General features: G+C 62.4%; 19 protein-coding genes. 5 read left to right on the forward strand and 14 right to left on the reverse strand.

What is annotated here, in order from left to right:
• Positions 1 to 269 (forward strand): DUF1801 domain-containing protein (locus VNX23_RS25605; protein WP_325634354.1); only part of this gene is annotated, 269 nt, incomplete at its 5' end.
• 67 nt (positions 270 to 336) lie between these two features.
• Here the strand turns inward: VNX23_RS25605 and VNX23_RS25610 are convergent.
• Positions 337 to 1,317 (reverse strand): tripartite tricarboxylate transporter substrate binding protein, encoded by a 981-nt coding sequence (locus VNX23_RS25610; RefSeq protein WP_325634355.1) that lies wholly within the window; start codon positions 1,315 to 1,317, stop codon positions 337 to 339.
• Positions 1,318 to 1,840: 523 nt separating this feature from the next.
• Here VNX23_RS25610 and VNX23_RS25615 point away from each other — a divergent pair.
• Entirely contained in the window at positions 1,841 to 3,010 is a 1,170-nt protein-coding gene (locus VNX23_RS25615) for a peptidase M15 (RefSeq protein WP_325634356.1), read from the forward strand.
• Positions 3,011 to 3,390: 380 nt separating this feature from the next.
• Here the strand turns inward: VNX23_RS25615 and VNX23_RS25620 are convergent, their stop codons facing one another.
• Together VNX23_RS25620 and VNX23_RS25625 are read right to left on the reverse strand one after the other, a co-directional pair.
• The gene (locus tag VNX23_RS25620) at positions 3,391 to 4,338 is read right to left on the reverse strand and encodes an alpha/beta hydrolase (RefSeq protein WP_325634357.1); all 948 of its coding nucleotides are present in this window, start codon (positions 4,336 to 4,338) and stop codon (positions 3,391 to 3,393) included.
• A gap of 69 nt (positions 4,339 to 4,407) precedes the next feature.
• The gene (locus VNX23_RS25625; RefSeq protein ID WP_325634358.1) at positions 4,408 to 5,187 is read right to left on the reverse strand and encodes an SDR family oxidoreductase; all 780 of its coding nucleotides are present in this window, start codon (positions 5,185 to 5,187) and stop codon (positions 4,408 to 4,410) included.
• 273 nt (positions 5,188 to 5,460) lie between these two features.
• On the opposite strand from VNX23_RS25625, the gene VNX23_RS25630 reads away from it, so the two are divergent.
• On the forward strand, positions 5,461 to 6,447 hold the full coding sequence (locus VNX23_RS25630; RefSeq protein WP_325634359.1) for a DUF2155 domain-containing protein: 987 nt from the start codon (positions 5,461 to 5,463) through the stop codon (positions 6,445 to 6,447).
• A 7-nt stretch (positions 6,448 to 6,454) separates the two neighbouring features.
• Here VNX23_RS25630 and aat read toward each other — a convergent pair whose 3' ends face one another.
• The 10 genes from aat to VNX23_RS25680 form a co-directional block, all read right to left on the reverse strand.
• Entirely contained in the window at positions 6,455 to 7,135 is a 681-nt protein-coding gene (aat, locus tag VNX23_RS25635; RefSeq protein WP_325634360.1) for a leucyl/phenylalanyl-tRNA--protein transferase, read from the reverse strand.
• A gap of 220 nt (positions 7,136 to 7,355) precedes the next feature.
• Positions 7,356 to 8,450 (reverse strand): sensor histidine kinase, encoded by a 1,095-nt coding sequence (locus tag VNX23_RS25640; RefSeq protein WP_325634361.1) that lies wholly within the window; start codon positions 8,448 to 8,450, stop codon positions 7,356 to 7,358.
• A complete protein-coding gene (locus VNX23_RS25645) occupies positions 8,447 to 8,887 on the reverse strand; it encodes a response regulator (RefSeq protein WP_325634362.1) in 441 nt (146 codons plus the stop codon). The genes VNX23_RS25640 and VNX23_RS25645 overlap by 4 nt, the downstream gene beginning before the upstream one ends.
• A complete protein-coding gene (locus tag VNX23_RS25650) occupies positions 8,884 to 10,416 on the reverse strand; it encodes a sensor histidine kinase (protein ID WP_325634363.1) in 1,533 nt (510 codons plus the stop codon). Before VNX23_RS25650 ends, VNX23_RS25645 begins: the two co-directional genes overlap by 4 nt.
• Positions 10,417 to 10,523: 107 nt before the next feature.
• A complete protein-coding gene (gene accC / locus VNX23_RS25655; RefSeq protein ID WP_325634364.1) occupies positions 10,524 to 11,873 on the reverse strand; it encodes an acetyl-CoA carboxylase biotin carboxylase subunit in 1,350 nt (449 codons plus the stop codon).
• Positions 11,874 to 11,943: 70 nt separating this feature from the next.
• Positions 11,944 to 12,429, reverse strand: a complete 486-nt coding sequence (gene accB, locus VNX23_RS25660) for an acetyl-CoA carboxylase biotin carboxyl carrier protein (RefSeq protein WP_325634365.1) — start codon at positions 12,427 to 12,429, stop codon at positions 11,944 to 11,946.
• A gap of 41 nt (positions 12,430 to 12,470) precedes the next feature.
• A complete protein-coding gene (gene aroQ / locus VNX23_RS25665; RefSeq protein WP_325634366.1) occupies positions 12,471 to 12,938 on the reverse strand; it encodes a type II 3-dehydroquinate dehydratase in 468 nt (155 codons plus the stop codon).
• A gap of 263 nt (positions 12,939 to 13,201) precedes the next feature.
• On the reverse strand, positions 13,202 to 14,020 hold the full coding sequence (locus VNX23_RS25670) for a DUF1236 domain-containing protein (protein WP_325634367.1): 819 nt from the start codon (positions 14,018 to 14,020) through the stop codon (positions 13,202 to 13,204).
• 209 nt (positions 14,021 to 14,229) lie between these two features.
• Positions 14,230 to 14,997, reverse strand: coding sequence for a DsbA family protein (locus VNX23_RS25675; protein WP_325634368.1), 768 nt, complete (start codon positions 14,995 to 14,997; stop codon positions 14,230 to 14,232).
• A gap of 25 nt (positions 14,998 to 15,022) precedes the next feature.
• Positions 15,023 to 16,516 carry a M48 family metalloprotease gene (locus VNX23_RS25680; protein ID WP_325634369.1) on the reverse strand — a complete coding sequence of 498 codons (1,494 nt, stop codon included), beginning with the start codon at positions 16,514 to 16,516 and terminating at the stop codon, positions 15,023 to 15,025.
• A 130-nt stretch (positions 16,517 to 16,646) separates the two neighbouring features.
• Here VNX23_RS25680 and VNX23_RS25685 point away from each other — a divergent pair, with 130 nt between their 5' ends.
• Positions 16,647 to 17,834: a pyridoxal phosphate-dependent aminotransferase gene (locus VNX23_RS25685; protein WP_325634370.1), complete on the forward strand. Its 1,188-nt coding sequence runs from the start codon at positions 16,647 to 16,649 to the stop codon at positions 17,832 to 17,834.
• A gap of 167 nt (positions 17,835 to 18,001) precedes the next feature.
• Positions 18,002 to 19,330: a dicarboxylate/amino acid:cation symporter gene (locus tag VNX23_RS25690; RefSeq protein WP_325634371.1), complete on the forward strand. Its 1,329-nt coding sequence runs from the start codon at positions 18,002 to 18,004 to the stop codon at positions 19,328 to 19,330.
• 64 nt (positions 19,331 to 19,394) lie between these two features.
• Here VNX23_RS25690 and VNX23_RS25695 read toward each other — a convergent pair whose 3' ends face one another.
• Entirely contained in the window at positions 19,395 to 22,490 is a 3,096-nt protein-coding gene (locus VNX23_RS25695) for an Rne/Rng family ribonuclease (protein WP_325634372.1), read from the reverse strand.
• Positions 22,491 to 22,873 lie beyond the last annotated feature (383 nt).

Consider the following 22,873-nt stretch of genomic DNA (forward strand, 5'->3'; position numbering starts at 1 on the left):
ACGGAATCATCGCGGTCGCCAATGCCCACAAGGGGAAGGTGAAACTGACCTTTTCCTACGGGGCGAGCCTGTCCGATCCCGACAAGCTCTTCAACGCGGGCCTCGAAGGCAACGCCAGACGAGCGATCGATTTTTTCGAAGGGGACAAGATCAACGAGCGCGCCCTCAAAACTCTCGTCCGCGCCGCTATCGAATACAACGAGAGAAAATTGAAGAAGAAAGCGCCCTCGCGCAGGGAAGCGAAAGTAAATAAAAGAAAAAGTACCTGATGCTATGGCTTTTTATGGCTCAATCTCTCGCGCGCTGGTGACGCAGAGCGCACAGCGCAAGATCATTTCAGTAGTTGACGAGGCCCAGCTTCTTGATCACGGCCCGCCACTTGCCCTCTTCGCGGTGGATGTTCTGCATGTATTCCGCCGGCGTAGAGACGACCGGATCACCGCCGGCATCGAGCAGTCGCTGCTTCATGTCTTCCGAACTCACGATCCTGCGCAGTTCCCGGCTCAGCCGCTCGATGATCGGCTGCGGCGTGCCGGCCGGCGCGACCAGTCCGTAATACTGGACGATCTCGAGGCCCGGCAGTCCGGACTCCGCAATGGTCGGAACATCGGGAATCGCGGCCATTCGCGAAGGTGACCCGACGGCAATCGCGCGCAGTGTGCCGGATTGAATATTGCCGATTGCCGGCGGCAAGGTGTTGAAGGCGAGCATGACATGGCCGCCGACGAGATCGTTCGTCAGCGGCCCGGTCCCCTTGTAGGTGACAATCGTTATCCTGGTGCCCGTCATTGCCTTGAATTGCTCGGCGCCGAAATAGTTCAGCGTCGGTGCCGGCGGCGTGCCGACCGTGAGCTTCTCGCCGTCTCTTCTGGCGAGCGCGATCACTTCGGCCAGCGACTTCGCCGGGAGCGCCGGATTGGACATGATGACGATCGGAACCGAGGCAATCAGACCGATCGGCGCGAAGTCCCTCTCGAGGTCGTATCCCGGATCGGCTGGAAGGGCGGCTCCGGTGACCAGAAGCAGCAGCGTGTATCCGTCCGGCTGCGCCCTGGCGACGTCGCGCGTGCCGATCACCGAGCCGGCGCCGGGGCGATTGACGACGATCACCTGCTGACCCAGCGCATCACTGAGTTTCTGTGCGATGGCGCGGCCGACGGTATCAACGCCGCCGCCGGCGGGAAACGCGACCACCAGTGAGACGACGCGGGAGGGGTATTCGGCTGCCATCACGACGCTCCATTGTGGAGCCGCAAGCAGTATGGTTAATGCCAAAGCCGAGCGCCAAAGCCGCGCAGCGAGGAGCACCCTGGCCATGGTCCGACTCCCTGTCGTTTCGCACCGACGTTGAACTCAAACCCCGATGATAGCAGAACAATCCGGGGCAGCGGCGAGGCAAGCTAGTCGCCGCCGAGGTGAAAAGCACTCATCGCCATCGCATCGACGACGGACGTCACCGCGTTGGCGCGCTCGAAACCTTCACCTGCCGTCAACCCGCAAGGCGTACGATTAGTCGCTTGCGGCCGGCGCGTTGCATGGAGGCAACAGTTTTGGAAAAATTGGCGGCTTGCAGTTTCCGCCATTGCGCGCTCACATTATGAGCCGAAAGATCAGTGTTATCGCATGCTTGGCTGTGCAACTGGTGCGGCTCTGAATTTGAAGTTCCTATCGGTATCGCGGCAAGTTCGTAACAGGAACTTCAAATTCAAAGCCGCTACTCAACTTAACAAGTTGCTAGAGCTCCTTTGATTCCGAAGTTCGCATCAGAGGTCGCCGCGACAGCTTGCGAACTTCGGAATCGGAACTCTCGGCTCGGATGGAGCCTTTGGAGGCTAGGATCATGAACCGGCGGCGATTGACGGCAGTGGCGGTAGCGTTATGCCCGACGGTCGTTCTCGCGGGTTGGGTGGTCGCGAGCCTTGCCGGCTCCGGTTCGGCCAGTATCGAGAACTCCGGTGCAACACCGATTGGGGACCACCAGACACCATCGCTCTCCGCCGACGTCGTGCCCACGGACCCGCCGCAGGCAACCGCAGTGGGCAACGCCGCTGTCGGCAGCTCTGATGTGGCAGCGGCAAGCGAAGTTTTGATCGCCACCAAAACGGCGACATCCCCGGATGAGCCGGCATCGATGGACCAGGCGGCGTCCACCGATTTACCGCAGACGCCGCCGGTGCAAACACCGACCGTGCAGGTAGCGACAGCGAGCACGCCTGATCCGGTGCCTGACAACGGAAGGAAGGCTGCGAACTCGAAGGCTGTGAGCCCGATCGAAATTTTCGACGAGTGCCTGGCCGTGGATGTCTGCATCGACCGCTATCTGTGGGCGCTCTACCAGCGGACGCCCAAGGAAGACAGCATCAAGGTGGAAGAGCAAAGGAAGGTGACCGTCAAGCGAAAGGGCAAGATGGTGACTGTCACAAGAACCTTCACCAGGCTCGTGGATGAGGATTTTGCCTGGAAGGATCCGAAGGCGGCAGACAGGGCCGGCATGTCGATGATGGACTACGTGATCGGAGGCATGGATCGCAGCTTCAAGCTAAAACTCTTTCATACGCTCCACGCAGCCGAGCAAGCCGGACTGTCGCCGGGCATCACCAGCGCGTTCCGCGATGATTACCGTCAATCGATCGCAAGCGGCCTGAAGGCGGCGAGTGACAGGTCGTACCACGGCGGCAGCTCCCGCGGCGGCTATGGCCACGGGCTTGCGGCTGATATCGTGAGCGTCAAGGGCGAGACGCGCGATCAGCGATATGTCGCCAGCGAAAACCTCTGGAAATGGGTCGATGCGCACGGGAAGGAGCTTGGAATCGGGCGACCGTACACCGACAGAGATCCAATGCATGTGGCACCGATCGACGGCAAGGAATACGCGTCTCACCACGGTGCAGCGAAAGCTCATCACGCGGGATCGAACGGGAAGAAGCACAAGCACCTGGCTGCGCGCGACGATCACCGCGCGGCAAAGCGGGCGAAAACCGCAAAGGCATCGAGGGTGCGGACGACCTGACTGAGGCGGGCGAGAACGCCCTCCGGCCTCTCCTGACAGACGCGCGGCATCAGGCTTCCGGGATTGGCGGCCGATTTTTTGCCGCACACGATGACCCATCATCCCCTACGAAGTAGGTGATCGCGAAATTCGTGAAGGGCGGTCAATCCTCAGGCGGCCTCAAACTCCCGCAAAGCCAGCCGAACATTATCGTCGGTCCGGCGTGCATGATGCCGGCAGAGATCAACGCGACCGGCCGGGCCTACATTGCCTATAATCAAGTGATCGGTCCGGTGTTGCCCCGGTGGTTCCGTACAACCGGGACACCAACGGCTTCGGTTTAGCGGAAGGGATCCTTCGCAAGCGGGCGGCATCGACCCGTCGCTCCGTCCGTCGGGGAACTAGTTCAAGGCCCTCAGCCACGCTCCGATTTCGCTCGCTGCAATATTGGCTTGCTGCAGCAGCTTTCCCATGGTGAAAAAGCCATGGAATTGGCCGGGGAATGTCCGGTGCGTCACAGCAACGCCGGCTTGCGTGAGCCGCCTTGCATAGTCGTCGCCTTCGTCGCGCAGGGGATCGGCGCCTGCGGTGAGCACATAGGCCGGCGGCAGGCCGACCAGCGTCTTGGCAAGGGCAGGTGATGCGCGCCAATCGTGAATGTCGGCTGTGCCATCAAGATAGTGATCGCGAAACCATCTGATGACGGAATGCGTGAGCAGGATGCTGGTTTCCGGTTCGCTGTGCGAGGGATGCGCCATGGTAAAATCGGTCGCCGGATAGATCAGTACCTGTCCTGAGATCGCAGGCCCGTTGCCGTCGCGCGCGGCAATCGCAGCCACGGTTGCGAGGTTGCCGCCTGCGCTGTCGCCCCCGACCAGAAGCCGGGTGGCGTCGATGCCGAGCTCCTTGGCGTGAGCTGCAATCCAGGCCGTCGCGGCGATGGCGTCATCGACGGCCGCGGGGAATTTGTGTTCGGGTGCGCGACGATAGTCGATGGAGATGACGATGAGCTGGCCTTCATCGGCGAGCTTCCGGCAAACGACGTCGTGGGTATCGAGATCGCCGATCACCCAACCGCCGCCGTGGAAGAACACCAGGCATGGCGCAACGCCATCGGCCTGTCTCAGCTTGTTTGGCGTGTAGATGCGCCCCGGAATCAACCCGTGAGGGGCAGGGACCGCGAGCGGTACGACCGATTTCAGTTCAGGCGGTTCGGGACTACAGACGAAGCGGGCCTCCCGATAATACTCGCGCGCCTCTTCGGGCGAGAGCGTCTCGTACGCAGGACGGCCTGCTTCCTGAAAGGCCTTGAAGACGAAAGCGGCGTCGGGATCGAGTGTCACAGGCATGATGCGTGAGCCTTTGTTTGGTACGTTCTCCTCGCTCCCGGTCTGGTCGAGGTTCTCAGTCTTGCACGGTCAGCTCGCAACACGCCCACCGTCGATGGTGTAAGACGAGCCGGAAACATAGGTCGCCTCGTCGGAAGCGAGAAATGCCACGATGGAGGCAACTTCCGAGGCTTGTCCGAGCCGGCGCGCCGGAATCCGCTCCAGTATCTTTTCGGAAGCAACCGGCGCCTTTCCCGGATTGCGGCCCTCGAGGATGGCGCTCAACATGCGGCTCTCGATCAATCCGGGGCAGACACAATTCACGCGCACGGCGGTTCCACTGCACTCCACGGCGGCGCTTTTGGTTAAACCGATCACGGCATGTTTGCTGGCGGTGTAGGCCGCAATCTCCGGCGATCCGATCAGGCCAGCAATCGAGGCTGTGTTGATGATGCTGCCCCGGTTCTGCTTGAGCATCACCGGAAGAACGTGTTTGAGGCCGAGAAAAACCCCGACCACGTTGACGTCGATGACTTTCCGGAATGCTTGAAGCGAATATTTCGTGATCGGCCTGATTTCCCCCTCAACGCCCGCATTGTTGTAGAACACGTCGATGGTGCCGAACTTGTCGACCGCCGCGCGCACATAGGCTGCAACGTCGTCTTCGCTTGTCACATCGGCCGCCACCGCGAGGCCTTGTGCCGATGGCGGCAAATCAAGGATGGCGACTTCGATATCCCGTTGCAGGCGGTCTACCGCGACGATGCGCGCCCCGCGCGCGGCCAACAGCCGCATGGTCGCGCTGCCGATCACACCGGCGGCGCCGGTGACAACGGCAACCCTGCCGTCGAGGCGGATGCGATCGGACATGGAGGCGTTCCTCTGTTTTTTTCCTTTTTTCGCCGATGTTCGCTGCCCTCAGTCAGCTGGCGAACCCTGGTTGGGACCGACTATTCCATTCCGGGCGCCCCCTGGAAAGCAGAACCGGTGCGCCCGTCACCTCGGTGAGCAGGGCAATATATCGGCGGAAGGAGCCATCGACCGCCCTTTCCCCGCCGTATTCAACGTGTTAACCGGAACGCCTGCGAGCGGCGATAAGCCTGTAGAATGTCGCAAGTCCGATTCGGCCTTAAAAACCGCGAGATGTTTCGAGCCATTGCACTAACGGGTTTTGCGGTCTTTTTGGCCGCCGCCACGATCTCGCTTGCGCCACCCGCGCACGCGCAGATCGGCAACATCTTTTCCGATCAGCCGCGGCCACCCGGCAACGTGCCGCGCGGCGCTCAACCTCAAAACTTGCCTGACGACGAAGAGGAAGTGCCCGAACTGCCTCGGGGCCGCCTGTTGCCGACTCCCAATCGTCCGCTGCCGGGGCAGGGCGTGCCGCCGCCGGGGAGCGTGCAGTCGCAGCCGCTTGCCCCGCCGCCGGGCACCACGGTGATTCCGCAAAACACCCAACCCGGCGTCGCGGTCGCGCCTCCGCAGCCCAATCAGGGCGTCGCCGCCGCGCCTCCCGGTGCCAATGCTTTGCCGTCGGGCCCGCAGCGGCAGCAGAAGGGTGTGCCGCAGACGCCTGCGACCTTGCAGCCCGGCGACGAGGTTGTAAGCGAGCCGCCGGCCCAGAAGATCGTCAACAAGAAGGCGAGCTTTTCCGGGCTCGACAAGATCACCGGCCGCATCATCAATTTCGACGAGGACATCGGCGAGACCGTTCAGTTCGGCGCGCTCCGCGTAAAGACGGATGCCTGCTACACGCGCCCGGCGACGGAGGCCGCCAATACCGACGCGTTTGTCGAGGTCGATGAGATCACGCTTCAGGGCGAGGTGAAGCGGATTTTTTCCGGCTGGATGTTCGCTGCAAGCCCCGGCCTGCACGGGGTGGAACATCCGATCTACGATATCTGGCTCACCGACTGCAAAGTTCCGGACACCACGATCGTCAGCACCCAGCCCGACCTGTCAAAACCGGCGCCGCCGCAACCGGCGAAAAAAGGCCCGCCGCCGGCGAAGCAGGCCCAGCGTCCCCTGCCGCCGCCGCAACCGCAGCTCCAGCAGCAGCCGCCTCAGCCTCAGCCTCAGCCGCAACCGCCGCAGCAGCCAGGCGGCCTGTTCGGCATCTTCAGGCAGTAGCAAGCGGCTACAATCCGCGGCCGGCAATGATCTGCAGCGCCTCGGCGCCGCTGATCGGCGACTCAAGCGGCATTTTGGCGAAATCGGCTTCGCCCCGGATTGCCTTGTCGAGCAGGGCGGTATAACGGCGTCTCGGAATCTCGATCGCGCCGAAACTGCGAAGGTGCGCCGTCACATATTGCGTGTCGAGCAGTTCGAACCCGCCCGCGATCAGGCGCGCAACGAGATGGACCAGCGCCACTTTCGAGGCGTCGCGGACGCGGTGAAACATGCTCTCGCCGAAAAAAGCCCGGCCCAGGCTGACGCCATAGAGTCCGCCGACAAGGTCGTCATCGCTCCACACCTCGACACTATGGGCGTGTCCCATCTCGTGCAGGCCGGCATAGAGATTGCGGATGCGCTTGTTGATCCAGGTGTCCTGGCGGCCCGGCTGCGGCGCCGCGCAGCCGGCAATGACGGCCTTGAACGCCTTGTCGACGGTCGCGGTGAAGACGTCGGAACGCACCGTGCGGGCAAGGCGCGAGGCTACACGAAAGCCGTCCAGCGGGATCACGCCGCGCATCTCGGGTTCGACCCAGAACAGGGTCGGATCGTCTGCGCTCTCGGCCATCGGGAAGATGCCGCAGGCGTAGGCGCGCAGCAGCACTTCGGGCGTGATCTCGGAACTGGCGGAGTCGCGGGACGTCATGGCCTGACAGGATAGCAGGATGAGGGCCGGATTGCTCTAGAGCTCCGATTCCGAAGTTCGCAAGCTATCGCGGCGACCTCTGATGCGAACTTCGGAATCAAAGGAGCTCTGGCAACTTGTTGTTGAGTAGCGGCCTTGAATTTGAAGCTCCTATCACGAACTTGCCGCGATACCGATAGGAACTTGCCGCGATACCGATAGGAACTTCAAATTCGCCGTACTAGCTGGCCGCGGCGCAGCCGACTTGAACCGCAGCCGGCTCGTTGAGGCGTGGAAACCGAAGCAGGATCCGGGTGCCGGCATGAGCGTCGTCGCGCTCGACGGTTGCCTCGAGTTTTGCGGCCATGGCACTGACGATGCGCTGTCCCATGCCGGTGGAACGCGGATCGGTCCTGGCGTTGAGACCGACGCCATTGTCGGTGATCGACAGCAGGAGATCATCGCCCTGCGCGGCAAGATCGACGTGGATGGGACCGGCGCCGTCGGGGTAGGCGTATTTCACCGCATTCATCACGAGCTCGTTGACGATGATGCCGATTGCAACCGCGCGGTCCGGATCGATTTCGATCGGCTCGGCCTTCAGCGTCAGCCGCGACATTCTGTTGCCCTCGGCCGATCTCCGCAAGTCTTCCAGCATGGCGTCGAGATACTGATTCAAGAGCACGCTGTTCAGATCGTGCGAGGTGTAAAGCCTGCGATGAATTTGCGCCACGGCCGCCACCCGCCCCGCCGCGTTGGTCAGCGCGGCCTTGACGTCATCCTGCGCGGTCGAATTGGCCTGCAGATGCAACAGCGACGTGATGATCTGCAGACTGTTGCCGACACGATGGTTGACCTCGCGCAACAAGAGTTCGCGCTCGGCCGCGAGCGCGGCAAAGCGGTCGCGCGAGGCGTGCACTTCGGCCTCGGCTTCGTCGCGCGCCTTCTGCAACCGTGCCTGGCGGAGCGCACCATCGACGGCGACCTGGAGCAGGGGAATGAAGTCGCCCTTGACGTCCTTTACCAGGTAATCGGCGGCGCCGGCTTTCAACGCGGTGACCGCGATGCTGGAATCCTGCGCGGCGGTGACGAACACCACGGGCGGGGCATTCGGGATGGACATGATGCGCTTGAGCGTCTCGAGCCCATCCAGACCGGGCATGTATTGATCGAGCGCGACGACGTCGATGCCGCCGCGTGCGATGCGGTCGAGCCCTTCCTCACCGCTCGCGGCGTGAAGAACGCTGAATCCGTGCCGCGTCAAGCCGCGATGAACGAGGCGGGCGAGCGCCTCGTCATCGTCGATATAAAGGAGTGTGGGGTTTTCGAAACTCATATCGCGGCAGGGGGAACCTGGATGACCGAGAAGAACAGTCCGAGCTGGCGAATGGCGTTGGCAAAACTCTCGTAATTGACGGGCTTGGTAACGTAGACATTGCAGCCGAGCTCGTAGCAGCGCTTGATTTCCACCGAGTCGTCGGTGGTGGTCAGTACCACGACCGGCGTCGCTTTGAGGTGCCTGCTCTCCTTGACCCGGCGCAGGATTTCGATGCCGGTCATGTCCGGCAGGTTGAGATCGAGCAATACCAGCAACGCCTCTCCCTTGTGTGCGAGCCCGGAACCGTCGCCGCCAAACAGGTAACGCAGGGCATCTGTACCGTTGGTGAACGGTAGAATCGCGTTGTTGACGCCGGAACGACGGATGTTTCGCTCGATCAGACGGGCATGTCCCTCGTCGTCTTCGATCATGATGATGGTAACTGGCGTACTCATGAATCCCTGTTCCGGTTGGCTGCCAACCAGCGGATCGGCAGCGTTATCGTGAACGTGCTCCCCTTATCAAGTTCGGATGATACGGACATGCTGCCACCCAGCCGCCGAACGAGGGCGCGTACATGGGCAAGACCGATCCCCTGTCCCGGCTTGTCCTGCGTACCAGCGCGCCGAAATAGGTCAAAAATACGCTGATGGTCCTTCGGATCGATGCCGCGGCCGTTGTCGGAGACCTCGAAAATCGCGAAATTGAGCTTGGTCCTGCCGCGGATCGCGATGTCGCCCGGGACGTCGGGCCTGAGGTATTTGAGTGCGTTATCGATCAGGTTGGAAAAGATCTGTTCCAGCGCGAGACGATCGCTGGTGATTTCGGGAAGCGGCTCGATGCGAATCTGCGCCTGCGCTTCCGCAGCCTGATGCGCCAGCGTCGCCACCACGGCTTCGATCAGTTCTCGCGTATCGATCCGCACCGGGTCGAATTCGCGCCGGCCCTCCCGGGTCAGATTGAGGATGGCGGAGATCAGGCGATCCATCTTGTCAATCGAGGATTTGATGAACTCCAGCGCCTCGGAAAAATCCTGCGAGAGCCGCCTGTCCTCGCCCGCAAGCGCAAGCGCGGCGGCCTCGCCATCGACCGGCGGGGGCTGCACCGATGCGTCGGCGCGGCCGAGCGCAGCGATGCGCTTGAATATCTCGCAGCGCAGTTCTTCGAGCTCGCTGGTGAAGCCCATGATGTTGACGAGCGGCGAGCGAAGATCGTGACTGACGATATAGGCGAAGCGCTGGATTTCGTCGTTGACCTCGCGAAGATCGGCGGTGCGCTCCTCGACGGTGGTTTCGAGGTTGAGGTTGGCGTCGCGCAACAGCATTTCGGCCTGATCGCGCGCGCGCGCCGAGCGCCGCACAAGAAAGATCGAAATGCCGGCCAGCACGATCACGAGCGCTGAGCCTGCGACGGTGAGGATGGAAGCAAGCCGCTGCGTGCGTTCCGCCGTTGCGGTTCGAACCGAAAACAGGCGGTTCTCTTCCGTCCGCATCGCGCTCGCTATGTGGTTGATCTGCCGAACCGCATCGGTCGAGTTCGCCTGACGCAGGATCGCGATGGCACCGTCGGCGTCGTTGCGCCTGACCAGATCGACGATCGCGGCGAACTCGTCGAGCCGGGCCTGGACCGGTGCGCGAAGCCTCTGGCTGTTCTCGAACTGAATCGTGTTGTCGCCCGCAAGTCTGCTCAGCGTGTCGATATCGGGAGCGATGCCCGTGGTTGCCGCTTCGTGCTCGGTGAGAAAGCGTTGCTCGCCAGTCAGAACATATCCTCGCACGGCGCTTTCGGCGGTGCGGATCCGCAGCAGCAAGGTCGAAATCTGATTCTCGACTTCGAGCGTGTGGACGACCCAGGCGTTGTCCTCGCGCGCCTGATCGACGAGGATCACCGAGGTGGCGCTGATGGCGACCAGCACCAGAAATCCCGCCGCAAACAGCAGGCTTTGTCCGATTGCGCGCCACTGCCGCGCTTCAGGTGTTCCCATTTGCCTCGCTGATGTAACGGTGCCCCGGACCAAAAAGTCCAGCGGCTACAAACGCTCATTGCGGCGAATGGTTCCCGCAACTGCGGCTTTTTTTAAGCTGCGGCCACTCAAGTCTGCGGCTGGCCGGCCAGATATTGCTCCAGCCAATGGATGTGGTAGTCGCCGTCGATGATGTCGGCCTCGCGGACCAGCGCCCTGAACAGGGGCAGGGTGGTTTCGATACCGTCCACCACCATTTCGTCGAGCGCCCGGCGAAGGCGCATCAGGCATTCGACGCGGGTCTTGCCCTGCACGATGAGCTTGCCCACGAGCGAATCGTAATAAGGCGGGATCACGTAGCCCTGGTAGACCGCCGAATCGATGCGCACGCCCAAGCCTCCGGGCGGATGGTATTGCAAAATCTTGCCGGGGGAGGGGCGAAAGGTCACCGGGTTTTCGGCGTTGACGCGGCATTCGATGGCGTGACCACTGATGGTGACCTCGTCCTGGGTCATCGGCAGATCGGCGCCGGCAGCGATGCGGATCTGCTCCAGGACGAGGTCGATGCCCGTGATCATCTCGGTGACGGGATGCTCCACCTGGATGCGGGTATTCATCTCGATGAAATAGAATTCGCCGTCCTCGTAGAGGAACTCGACCGTTCCGACGCCGAGATATTTCATCGCCTGCATCGCCCTGGCGACGGTGGAGCCGATTTTGGCGCGCGCCGCCGCGTCGAGCGCCGGCGAGGGACCTTCTTCCCAGACTTTCTGGTGACGACGCTGCAGCGAGCAATCGCGCTCGCCGAGATGGATCGCGCCGCCTCGGCCGTCGCCGAGCACCTGGATTTCGATGTGGCGGGGCTTCTGCAGATATTTTTCAAGATAGACCGAGGCATCGCCGAAGGCCGATTTGGCCTCGTTGGCGGCCGTCGAAAGCGCCAGCATCAGGTCTTCGGGACTTTGCGCGACCTTCATGCCGCGGCCTCCGCCGCCGGATGCGGCCTTCACCAGCAGCGGAAAGCCGATCGATTGCGCGATGGCCATCGCATCGTCGTTGGGGCCAACCGCGCCGTCGGACCCCGGCACCACGGGAATCCCGAGCCGCTTCGCCGTCTTCTTGGCCTCGATCTTGTCGCCCATCAAACGAATATGGTCGGCCTTGGGGCCGATGAAATGCAGGTTGTGGTCGGCGAGAATTTCGGCGAAACGGGCGTTCTCCGACAGAAAGCCGTAACCGGGATGCACCGCATCGGCGCCGGTGATCTCGCAGGCCGCAAGCAGCGCGGGGACGTTAAGGTAGCTGTCCTTCGACGGCGGCGGACCGACGCAAACGCTCTCGTCGGCAAGGCGCACATGCATGGCGTCGGCGTCGGCGGTAGAATGTACCGCGACCGTTGATATGCCAAGCTCCTTGCATGCGCGCAGGACACGCAGTGCGATCTCGCCACGGTTGGCTATCAGGATCTTGTCGAACATCTCGTCCTTAGGGCACCGCGAACTGCGAATGGCGGCAGCGGAAAAATTCTCTCATGGGTCGTTCGCGCCGTTACTCGATGATCACCAGCGGTTCGCCGAATTCGACCGGCTGTCCGTCCTCGACGAGAATTTGCGTCACCGTGCCCGCGCGCGGCGATGGAATCTGGTTCATCGTCTTCATGGCTTCAATGATCAGCAGCGTTTGTCCGACCGAAACCTTGACACCGACCTCGATGAAGGGCTTGGCGCCAGGCTCCGAAGCCCAATAGGCCGTGCCGACCATCGGCGAGGGGACGACGCCCGGATGCATGGCAAGATCGAACGGGGCAGCCGATGCGCCGGCGGACGGCGCGGGTCCGGTAGCGGGCGCTTGAACGGAGGCGGGTATGGACGCGGCGATGCTGATGTTGCGCGCGACGCGCACCCGAAGGCCCGCGCGCTCGATCTCGATCTCGGTAAGACTGGTTTCGTCGAGCAGCAATGCGAGTTCGCGAATGAGCGCGCTGTCGCTGGTTGAGAACTTTGCGGCTGCTTTGTCGTCAGGCTGGCGCGCCATGATTGATCCGGAGCTTTCCTCGGGTGTGACGGGCGGACGAGTCACGCCTTGGCCTTGACGCCGATCCTGGCAGCAAGGCCGTTGATCGCGAGCCGGTAGCCGTCGATACCGAAACCACAAAGGCTGGCGAAGGCGGCCCTGGCGGTGAACGAGTGATGACGGAAACTCTCACGCGCGTAGATATTGCTGATGTGCACTTCGACGGTCGGAATCTTCACCGCCATCAGCGCATCGTGCAGCGCGATGGAGGTGTGCGAGTAGCCCCCGGCGTTGATGATGATGCCAGCGGCATTTTTTGCGTGGGCCTCGTGGATGAAATCGATCAGTTCGCCTTCGCGGTTCGACTGCCGGCAGTCGGCCTTCAGGCCGAACTTCGCCGAAGTCTCCGCACACAATTTTTCGACGTCGGCGAGCGTGGCATGGCCATAGGTGTCGGGCTCGCGAGTCCCCAACAGGTTGAGGTTGGGTCCGTTAAGCACATAAATGGTCTCGGCAGCGGGCTTGGCCATCCAGATCTCGGCAATGTGGCGGTGGTCGCGGGGTTATAGGTAACATCAAGCGTCAGGGGAAGCCTTTAAGGCCGCCCGACCGGCTCCCAAACGTCTCATCTGCCTGGTAAAAACCTGTGCAGAAGCTGCGGAAATAGCTCGTTAACCAAGGTTAAAGGTGGGGTGCGCCGGCGTTCCCCAGGCGGCCTGCATCAAAAAATAAGCGAGCATGAAAAAAAGGGCGGGCCCGATGGCCCGCCCCGGATTCACGGTATCGGTCGAAATCAGGCGGGAAGTACCGCCACGATCTCAAGCGTCCGCGGATCCACCACCACGATCTCGTCGCGAACCAGGAAGAACTCGTAGCCGCGCCAATCCGGATAGATCGTCACGATTTCCTGCGGAAGCGGATGGAAGCCGATCTCGCGGGGAACTCGGGTACCGACCGAAACCGCGAAATTCACGTTACCGACCGGGGCCACGTGCTGGTCCCTGATCACGGTCGAGATTCGCGTGCGTTGCTCGGTGGTGAGCCGTGCGCCAGCGCCGGCCTGTCCGGTGGTCGTGGTGCGGTTCTCCATCCGGCCGCCTTCCGCCGCATTCTTGCCATCACGGCCTTCAGCCTTCATGCCGTCGCGGCCTTCACGGCCTTCGGCCTTCATGCCGCTACGATCTTCGCGGCCTTCAGCCTTCATGCCGTCGCGGCCTTCGCGACCTTCAGCCTTCATGTCCTTGCCTTCGCGGCCTTCGGCCTTCATGTCCTTGCCCGCAGCGCCCTTCTCGTTCTGGGTGCTCTTGGACCGTTCCTCAGTCTGCGTGCTCTTCGAGCCCTTGGTTTCCTGCGCCGACTTCTCGGAGCGTTCCTCCTTGGCGCCGGACTTCATGTCCTGAGCGCGCTGGTTCTGGGCGCCCTGCGGCTGCATCTTCTCGCCGCCCTGGGACGACTTCATGCCGTGCTCAGCGCCACCCGGCGAGGGCGCGCTCTGCTGCGTTCCGGCGCCGCCTGACGGACCTTCCTTGCTCGGTCCCTGCTGCGCATAGGCGAAGCTGGTTCCGGCGATCAGTGCCGCCGTAGCCGCAGTGATCATAAAACGATTCAACATCTAGAGCCTCCTCAAGAGTTTTCATTGCCCGCCCGACAACGAAAGGAGGTCGACGATGTTCCAGGGTTTCCCAGGTTCCATCAAATATGTTTCCTGAATTCTTGATGAACCGCGGTGCCGCAAAAAATCCAAACAACCAACAAAAAGACCGGCGAAGTGGCCGGCCTTTCGTATTTTGCAAATTCAAGAAGTCGGTGTTTCAGCGGCTGCTAGCACGTCGCCTTGCCGCAGCGCGCGACACCGATTTTTTCCCTGAGGCCTTCGAGACCGACGGCGCCGATTACCACTTGTTTGCCGATCACGTAGCTAGGCGTACCGTTCATGCCCATCGCTTCGGCGAGCTTGAAATTCTCCTCGATCGTGGCGCGCACTTCGGGGTTTGCAAGATCCTTTTCGATCCTGCCGACATCGAGGCCGGCGTCCTTGGCGGCGGCAAGCGCGCGAGCCTTGTCAGCCTGCCCGCGACCACCGAGAAGCTTCTGGTGGAAATCGAGATACTTCTTGCCACTCGGATCCTGCATGCGCACGGCGACCGCCACCTGTGCCGCTTCGACGGAACCCTGGCTCAACACCGGAAATTCCTTGAGCACGACCCTCAGCTTGGAATCGGTCTTCAGGAGATCGAGCATGTCGGCCATGGCGCGCTTGCAGTAGCCGCAATTGTAATCGAAGAACTCCACGAAGGTGACGTCACCGTCCTTGTTGCCGAGGACGACGCCGCGCGGTGAATTGAAGATGGCCTCGGAATTCTGCGCAATGCTGGCCTGGTGCTTCTCGGCCTCGGCGGCAGCCTGGCGCTTGTTCAATTCGGCCATCGCATCTTCCAGCACTTCGGGATGAGCGATCAGGTAACTCCTGATGATGCTCTCGATCTCCCCGCGCTGGCCTTCGGAAAAACTCTGTGCCGGGGCAGCGTTTGGCGATGCGCACAATGCCAGCGCAACAACAGCGGGAACGAGCAGGCGGAGCGGGGGCATCGGTGATTCCTTTTGAATCGGGTTTCTACTGGTTTGTCTCAGAGCTGTCTTGAGGACCTCGACGGCCAGCTTGATCCTGGGGGCCGACACGGAACTGGAATCGAGAGCTGTCCTTCTTTTGTCCTGCGGAGAGCTTGGCGGAAACGATGTCGTCGGCCTTGACCCATCCCGGCGTGCCGACGGCAAATCGGGTCTTGGCGCGCGAGGCGAGGTCGCGCGCGGTCTTGTTGTCGCCGCGCAGGAACGCGGCCTGCGCCGATGCGAGGTCGGCCTCTGCCAAATCTCCCTTTTTGCCGTAAGCCATGGCCAACTGCATATAGCCGATCGGCGCTTCGGGTTCACGCGCGATCGCGTTACGCAGGATGCCGATCGCCTCGTCGGTGTAGGCCTTGTTATCGGTCGCCACGAGCGCCTGTCCAAGTAACATCTCGATGAGGGCTGCGTTGTTGGACAATTGCACCGCCCTGCGCAACGGCACGATCGCTTCCGCCGGCCTGCCGCCTTCCAGCAGCGCCTGCCCGCGCAATTCATGGAAATAGGGATTGTTGGGCTGGGTCTGGATCAGTACGTCGATCTGGCCGAGCGCATTGCGCAGGTCGCCGTGGAGGTAGGTCGCGATCGCGTGTGCATAGCGCGCAGGCAGGCTTGTGTCCGACAGCGGATAGCGGCGATAGACGGTGTCCTGCCGCTCAAGGAAGGCGGCGATTTTGGCCCGCATCATATCGTGGCGCAACTGCAGCGCCGGATCGTCCTTCTTGTCCCAGTACGGGCTCGTGCGGGCGATTTCCTCGAGAGCCGCGACGCGCTCGGCCGGCATCGGGTGCGACTGGTAGTAGGGGTCGGCGCCGTGCGCGGCAAACAGGCTTTCGTTGGTGAAACGCTTGAAGGTCTCGTACATGCCTTTCGCGGATTGGCCGGTCGCCGTCAGATACTTCACGCCGGCGCGATCGGCGCTCTCTTCCTGCTGACGCTGGTAGGAGAGAAGCGAGCGCATGATCATATTCTGCGGCCCGGAGATCACGGCCGCTCCGGCATTGGACAAGCCGCCACCGCCATATTGGGTGTTGCTTCGCGCGCCGGCCGCCATCGCGCCGACGCCCAGCAGCATGGCGATGATCAATTGTGTCTGCGCCTGTGCCAGCTGCTCGCGCATTCTGGCAAGGTGCCCACCGGCCAGGTGGCCCGTCTCGTGCGCCAGCACACCGATGATCTGGTTCGGGGTTTCCGACTGCAGCAATGCGCCATGGTTGACGAAGATGCGGCGGCCATCGGCGACGAAGGCGTTGAACACATTCTGATTGATAATGACGACCTGTATGTTCTGCCGTTCGAGGCCCGCAGCGCGCAGAATCGGCCGCGTATAGTCGCGCAGCAATTGCTCGGTCTCGGTGTCGCGGAGAATCGGGAGACCCTTCTCCTCTTCGGCGAGCGCCGCGGTCGGCGCCACGATAAGCGCAACCGCGGTAGCGATGGCGGTGAATTTCCTCGTTTTCCGTCGCAGGGCCAGTCGGAGCAGCATCGAACCGTCTTTAGCGATTGTTATGACACGAGATATGCCCTAACAAACCGCGGAATGAGGCTAGTCTGGGGCACCGGTGGAGTGAATTTGACGTTCGCTACCGCCACATCGGGCAAAATAGCAGATATGCATGCTTGAGGCGACACTGAGGGAACGAACAAAAGGCCTGTTGAGGGCCTCCGGGCGAAGCGACGTTCCGCCGTTCATGGTGATGGACGTTATGGCCGCGGCTGCGCGGATCGAAGCGGCGGGCGGTCACGTCATCCACATGGAAGTGGGACAACCCGCGGCCCCGGCGCCGAAAACCGCCATATCGGCCGCGCACGCCGCGCTCGACGGGATGCGAATCGACTACACCTCGGCGCTCGGAATCCCGTCGCTGCGTGAACGTGTTTCCCGCCACTACCGCGACGCGTACGGCTTTTCGGTTGATCCCGAGCGAATCGTCATCACCACGGGTTCCTCGGGCGCCTTCATCCTGAGCTTCCTTGCCATGTTCGAACCCGGCGATCGGGTCGCGGTCACGGTACCCGGATATCCGCCTTATCGGCATATTCTCACCGCACTCGGCTGCGGGCCGGTGTTGATCGAAACATCGGACGAAAACCGGCATGCGCTGACCGGCGAAGCCTTGCTCGCCGCTCATCGCAAGACGCCGCTCAAGGGCGTGCTGGTCGGAAGCCCGGCCAATCCGACGGGCACGATGATGTCCCGCGAGGCGCTGACCAGCCTATTATCGGCCGCCGAAAGCGCCGGTATCCGCTTCATCTCCGACGAAATCTATCACGGCCTCGACTACGCATTCCCGGCGGTGACCGCAGCCGAGCTTTCTCCCCACGCGCTCGTCATCAATTCGTTCTCGAAATATTTCTGCATGACCGGCTGGCGTGTCGGCTGGATGGTGGTGCCCGAGCCAATGGTGCGCCCGATCGAGCGGCTGCAGCAGAACCTTGCCATCTCGGTGCCGACGTTGTCGCAGATTGCGGCGGAAGCCGCCTTTGACGGTCGTGAAGAGATGGAGGCGGTGAAGCGCGGATATCTGGAGAACCGGCGCATTCTGGTCGAAGGCCTGCCTCGCGCCGGCCTCACCAAATTCCTGCCCGTGGATGGTGCGTTCTATCTCTACGCCGACGTATCCGATTTCACCTCCGACAGTTTCAAATTTGCCGGCGAAATGCTGGAGAAGGCTCGCGTTGCCGCGACCCCGGGCGTCGATTTCGATCCGATTTGCGGCCGCCGCTTCCTACGCTTTTCCTATGCGAGATCGGCCGAAGAAATGCGCGAAGCGGTCGAGCGTATCGCGCGCTGGCTTGGCTGAGATCATCGCTGGTTCGATCGAGGCTCGATTGTTTGCCGGAAAATAGGCCATACCATTGACTCCGCGGGCCTGAATGATTTGGCTGGGTTGCGCGGCACGACCGTCTTGCAGCAGCGGCGGACCACATCGCCGAGCGCAGATCGCCAAGCTCGTTGGGGAGGAATTTCATGGCGGCAACGATCGCAACTGCGGCACCGGCCCGCGCAGCGAAGCCCTGGTACAAGGTACTCTACATTCAGGTTCTCATCGCCATCGTGCTGGGCGTCATCGTAGGCTGGCTGTGGCCGGATGTGGCGACCAACGACTGGATCAAGGCGCTTGGTGAGGGCTTCATCAAGCTGATCAAGATGGTGATCGCGCCGATCATCTTCTGCACGGTCGTTTCGGGCATCGCCCACATCCAGGATGCCAAGAAGGTCGGCCGCATCGGCGTCAAGGCGCTGGTCTATTTCGAGGTCGTCTCGACCTTTGCGCTCATCATCGGCCTCCTCGTCGGCAATCTGGTTCGTCCGGGCGCGGGCTTCGGCGGCGCCGCGGCGAATGCGCAAGCTGTGGAAACCTTCGCCAAGCAGGCGCAGGCGCAGAAAACAGTAGATTTCTTCCTGCACATCATCCCCGACACCGTGGTCGGCGCCTTCGCGACCGGCGAGATCCTGCAGGTTCTGTTGTTCTCGATCCTGTTCGGATTTTCGCTGATGGGTCTTGGCGAGCGTGGCCATACCTTGCGTGCCTTTATCGACGATGCGGCGCACGGGGTTTTCGGCGTGATCGCCATCATCATGCGCGCCGCGCCGATCGGCGCCTTTGGCGCCATGGCCTATACCATCGGCAAATTCGGCACCGGCACCATCCTCAATCTCCTTGGCCTCATCGCGACCTTTTATATGACGGCGATACTCTTCGTGGCGGTGGTGCTTGGCATCATCGCGCGAATCGTCGGCTTCTCGATCTTCAAGTTCCTCGCCTACATCAAGGACGAGCTGCTGATCGTGCTCGGCACGTCGTCTTCCGAAAGCGCACTTCCCTCGCTGATGGAGAAACTCGAACGGCTCGGCTGCTCCAAGTCGGTGGTGGGTCTTGTCGTGCCGACCGGATATTCCTTCAATCTCGACGGCACCAACATCTACATGACGCTCGCGACCCTTTTCATCGCGCAGGCGCTCGGCTTCGACCTCACGCTCGGACAGCAGATCACGATCTTGCTGGTTGCGATGCTGACCTCGAAGGGAGCTTCCGGAATTACGGGCGCCGGCTTCATCACACTGGCAGCGACGCTGGCCGTGGTCGATGCGCGCCTGGTCCCCGGCATGGCGGTCGTGCTTGGCATCGACAAGTTCATGAGCGAATGCCGCGCGCTGACCAACCTGTGCGGCAACGGCGTGGCGTGCGTCGTGGTGTCGTGGTGGGAGGGCGAACTCGATCGCGAGCGCCTGCTCTCCAACCTCGACAAACAGATCGATCCGACCGACGTGGAGACGGCGGTGACGACGGGATAGGGCGGACAAGAAACCGCCCGGTTTTTGCCGGGCGGTTTTTTCTTTGATCCTTCGTCCGCGCGCGCTATTGGCCGCCGCCGAAGCGCCGCGACCACCATCCGGCGCGGCGAGGCTGGGTATCGGTCGTTGTTTCAGCCGCGCCCTGCCGGGCTTGTTCCGGGGCAGGAGCGGGCGCCGGCTCTGCCTGGCCGGAGTTCGCCGGCGGAGCAGCGTCCGGAGCGAGGAAGCTCACCTTCTCGCGCACGGTCGAGCGCCGCCGCGCCGCCGCCTTCTCGGCTTCATGGTGGGGCTCGGCCTCGGCCACCGGGCGCATCGCTTCTTCCTGCGAAGGCCTGTTGAAGGCCGGCGGCTCCGGCAGCGAAGCGTTCGTTTCGGGATGCACGGCCGGCTGTGCAGCTTGCGAGGAATATCCGTCGAAATCGGCAACCGCGCTCGTCGCCTCCAGCGCGGCCGTCGGTCCGAGTTCATCGGCAATTGATCCGGCAAGCCCATCCTCGGGGCCGCCGCGCCGGCGGCGTCCGCCTCGACGTCCGCGACGCCGGGGCCGCCGCTCGCCGCCTTGCGGTTGATCGGAACGCGCGGGACCTGGCTGTTCTTCCGATTCATCGTCGTCGGTTTCGCCTTCGTCGGCGGCGGTGATTTCAGCCGGGAGAGGTGCTGCCTGCGCAAAACCGCCGTCTTCGCGCGCGAAGCCGCCGTCGCGCGACTCGCCGCCGCGGCCACGCCGTCGTCGCCGCCGCCTGCGCCTTGGGCTCTCGGCGCCTCCTTCGGCGCCCGCTGCTTCGCTCGAATCGTCGGTCAGTCCTTCGGTCTCCTCGGTTTCCACTTCGGATTCGAGTTCGATATCGAATGCTTCGTCCTCGTCGGAAGTCTCCTCCGGTTGCGACGGATGGGCCGCCGCTTGCGCTGCCAAAAGTGCCCTGGCGGCCTCCAGCGTATGCACCTGTTCGCCGCGATCGATGACATATGATTGCTGGCCGCTCACGGTCGGGTCGGCGATCACGGCAAGGCTTACCTTGAAGCTGTTTTCGAGATCGCGTAGATGGCCGCGCTTGTGATTGAGTACGTAAAGCGCAACGTCGGTGCGGGTGCGTACCACGAGATTGTGGGTCGCGCCCTTCATCAAGATCTCCTCCAGCCCGCGCAGGAGCTGCAGCGCCACCGATGACACCGAGCGGACATGGCCGGTGCCGCCGCATTGCGGGCATGGCTCGGTCGAGCTCTCCAGCACGCTGGCGCGGATGCGCTGGCGCGACATTTCGAGCAGACCGAAATGCGAGATGCGTCCGACCTGGATGCGGGCACGATCCTGCCTGAGGCAATCGCTGAGCTTGCGTTCCACCGCGCGGTTATTGCGCTTTTCGTCCATGTCGATGAAGTCGATGACGATGAGGCCGGCCAGGTCGCGCAGTCTAAGCTGCCTTGCGACTTCCTCGGCGGCCTCCAGATTGGTCTTGAGCGCGGTATCCTCGATATGGTGTTCGCGGGTCGACCGGCCGGAGTTGACGTCGATCGAAACCAGCGCCTCGGTCTGGTTGATGACGACGTAGCCGCCGGAACGCAGCTGCACAGTTGGAGAAAACATCGCATCGAGCTGGCTCTCGACGCCCATACGAGAGAACAATGGCTGGCCGTCGCGATACTGTTTGACCGCGCGCACGTTCGAAGGCATCAGCATTTTCATGAAGTCGCGCGCTTCATGGTAGCCGGCCTCGCCCGCGACCATGATTTCGTCGATCTCCTTGTTGTAGAGGTCGCGCAGGGATCGCTTGATCAGCGAGCCTTCTTCGTAGACCAGAGTCGGCGCCTGCGACTTCAGGGTCATGTCGCGTACGGTCTCCCACATGCGAATGAGATACTCGAAGTCGCGCTTGATCTCCGGCTTGGTGCGGGAAGCGCCGGCGGTGCGCAAAATGATGCCCATTCCTTCCGGAACGTCCAGATCCTGCACGACTTCCTTCAGTCGCGAGCGATCCTGCGCCGAAGTGATCTTGCGGCTGATGCCGCCGCCGCGCGCGGTGTTTGGCATCAACACCGCATAGCGACCGGCAAGCGACAGATAGGTCGTGAGCGCCGCACCCTTGTTGCCGCGTTCTTCCTTGACGACCTGCACCAGCATCACCTGGCGCCGCTTGATGACCTCCTGGATCTTGTACTGACGGCGCGGGCGGAACGGGCGCTCCGGCACTTCTTCCAGCACGTCATCGCCACCGACGGATTCGACGACTTCCTCCTCGGCCTCGTCGCCTTCCTCGTCATCGTCGCGGCTTTCGTCCGCTTCCAGGACGGTAGCAGGCACTTCGACCGACGAAGCGGGATGTTCGGCAGAATGCTCGGCATGCTCGGTTTCGGAAGGGGACGCATCCCCGCCATGCGCCAGATCGTGCGTGCCAACTTCTTCGGTGTGGCCAACCTCGTCGTGCGCATGCTCGTCATACGTTGCAGCGCTTGCGGAAGTCTCCGTGGCGGTAGCCTGTATCCCCGCGGCAGGGGTTTCGGATTCGACCACAGGCTGTGCCGTGTCGCTTGCATGAACTTCGCCGCGTTCATCGTCTGCATGCGCGTGTTCGTCATGATGATCGTGCTCATCATGATCATGCTCGTGCAATGACTCGTGATGGCCGAGGTCGTCGTGATGGTCTGCCTCGGCGTGGTGCGGTTCGGCATCGCCTTGCGGTGCGTGTTCGCGTTCGAAGCCGTGGACCGCCTGCTCGTAGGCGTCTTCCGGCTCGCCTGCGACTTGCGTCTCGAGGCCGGCGTTCTCGATGATCTCACTTTGGATGCGCTCGCCATTGCCGCGCCGGCGCGAGCTGCGGTGGCGCGAACGGCGCCGACTGGAGCGATTTTCATTTTCTTCCTCGGCCTCGCGATGAGCGCGCTCGTCGGCTTCGATCAGCGCCTGACGATCGGCGACCGGGATCTGATAATAGTCCGGATGAATTTCGCTGAAGGCAAGAAAGCCGTGGCGGTTGCCGCCGTATTCGATAAAGGCAGCCTGAAGCGACGGCTCAACGCGCGTGACCTTGGCGAGGTAGATGTTGCCGCGAAGTTGTTTGCGTTGAGCGGTCTCGAAATCAAACTCTTCGACGCGATTGCCGCGGACCACGACGACCCGGGTCTCCTCCGGGTGGGTGGCATCGATAAGCATTTTGTTGGGCATTTTGTAACTCTTGGAGGCGGCGGGCGCGTCTGACGGTGCGCGCGTTTCGCGCGGCCGGGTGACGCGACGGTTCACCTGATTCGGGGGTGAGGGGAAGGCCAAAACGCGAAAGGGCGCGCCTCGCCGAACGGGATCCCGGGGATGCAAAACGACGCGCAGAGCAATGGCTCCGCGTCGGCGCAGTTTTTCCCGGAATCATGGTCGACAACACAGTCTGGCGCATCAAGCGTCGGCCCGTCTGAACACGTTGGCGGCAAGAGCCGCCTTGTCTGTCGCTGAAGACCCGGCACGGCGCCAAGGCGCCCGCCGGACATCGCATATCGGTGCCCTGCGGCCCGATAATCGGTTAAGCCGAATCTAGAGCCGTCCCTGGAACAAGATGG

It is taken from the genome of Bradyrhizobium sp. (assembly GCF_035570375.1).
Classification (GTDB): Bacteria; Pseudomonadota; Alphaproteobacteria; order Rhizobiales; family Xanthobacteraceae; genus Bradyrhizobium.

Coding starts and splice junctions, on each gene's coding strand:
- VNX23_RS25610 (WP_325634355.1), bottom strand. CDS start 1,317: ATGGCCAGGGTGCTCCTCGCTGCGCGGCTTTGGCGCTCGGCTTTGGCA.
- VNX23_RS25615 (WP_325634356.1), top strand. CDS start 1,841: ATGAACCGGCGGCGATTGACGGCAGTGGCGGTAGCGTTATGCCCGACG.
- VNX23_RS25620 (WP_325634357.1), bottom strand. CDS start 4,338: ATGCCTGTGACACTCGATCCCGACGCCGCTTTCGTCTTCAAGGCCTTT.
- VNX23_RS25625 (WP_325634358.1), bottom strand. CDS start 5,187: ATGTCCGATCGCATCCGCCTCGACGGCAGGGTTGCCGTTGTCACCGGC.
- VNX23_RS25630 (WP_325634359.1), top strand. CDS start 5,461: ATGTTTCGAGCCATTGCACTAACGGGTTTTGCGGTCTTTTTGGCCGCC.
- aat (WP_325634360.1), bottom strand. CDS start 7,135: ATGACGTCCCGCGACTCCGCCAGTTCCGAGATCACGCCCGAAGTGCTG.
- VNX23_RS25640 (WP_325634361.1), bottom strand. CDS start 8,450: ATGAGTTTCGAAAACCCCACACTCCTTTATATCGACGATGACGAGGCG.
- VNX23_RS25645 (WP_325634362.1), bottom strand. CDS start 8,887: ATGAGTACGCCAGTTACCATCATCATGATCGAAGACGACGAGGGACAT.
- VNX23_RS25650 (WP_325634363.1), bottom strand. CDS start 10,416: ATGGGAACACCTGAAGCGCGGCAGTGGCGCGCAATCGGACAAAGCCTG.
- accC (WP_325634364.1), bottom strand. CDS start 11,873: ATGTTCGACAAGATCCTGATAGCCAACCGTGGCGAGATCGCACTGCGT.
- accB (WP_325634365.1), bottom strand. CDS start 12,429: ATGGCGCGCCAGCCTGACGACAAAGCAGCCGCAAAGTTCTCAACCAGC.
- aroQ (WP_325634366.1), bottom strand. CDS start 12,938: ATGGCCAAGCCCGCTGCCGAGACCATTTATGTGCTTAACGGACCCAAC.
- VNX23_RS25670 (WP_325634367.1), bottom strand. CDS start 14,020: ATGTTGAATCGTTTTATGATCACTGCGGCTACGGCGGCACTGATCGCC.
- VNX23_RS25675 (WP_325634368.1), bottom strand. CDS start 14,997: ATGCCCCCGCTCCGCCTGCTCGTTCCCGCTGTTGTTGCGCTGGCATTG.
- VNX23_RS25680 (WP_325634369.1), bottom strand. CDS start 16,516: ATGCTGCTCCGACTGGCCCTGCGACGGAAAACGAGGAAATTCACCGCC.
- VNX23_RS25685 (WP_325634370.1), top strand. CDS start 16,647: ATGCTTGAGGCGACACTGAGGGAACGAACAAAAGGCCTGTTGAGGGCC.
- VNX23_RS25690 (WP_325634371.1), top strand. CDS start 18,002: ATGGCGGCAACGATCGCAACTGCGGCACCGGCCCGCGCAGCGAAGCCC.
- VNX23_RS25695 (WP_325634372.1), bottom strand. CDS start 22,490: ATGCCCAACAAAATGCTTATCGATGCCACCCACCCGGAGGAGACCCGG.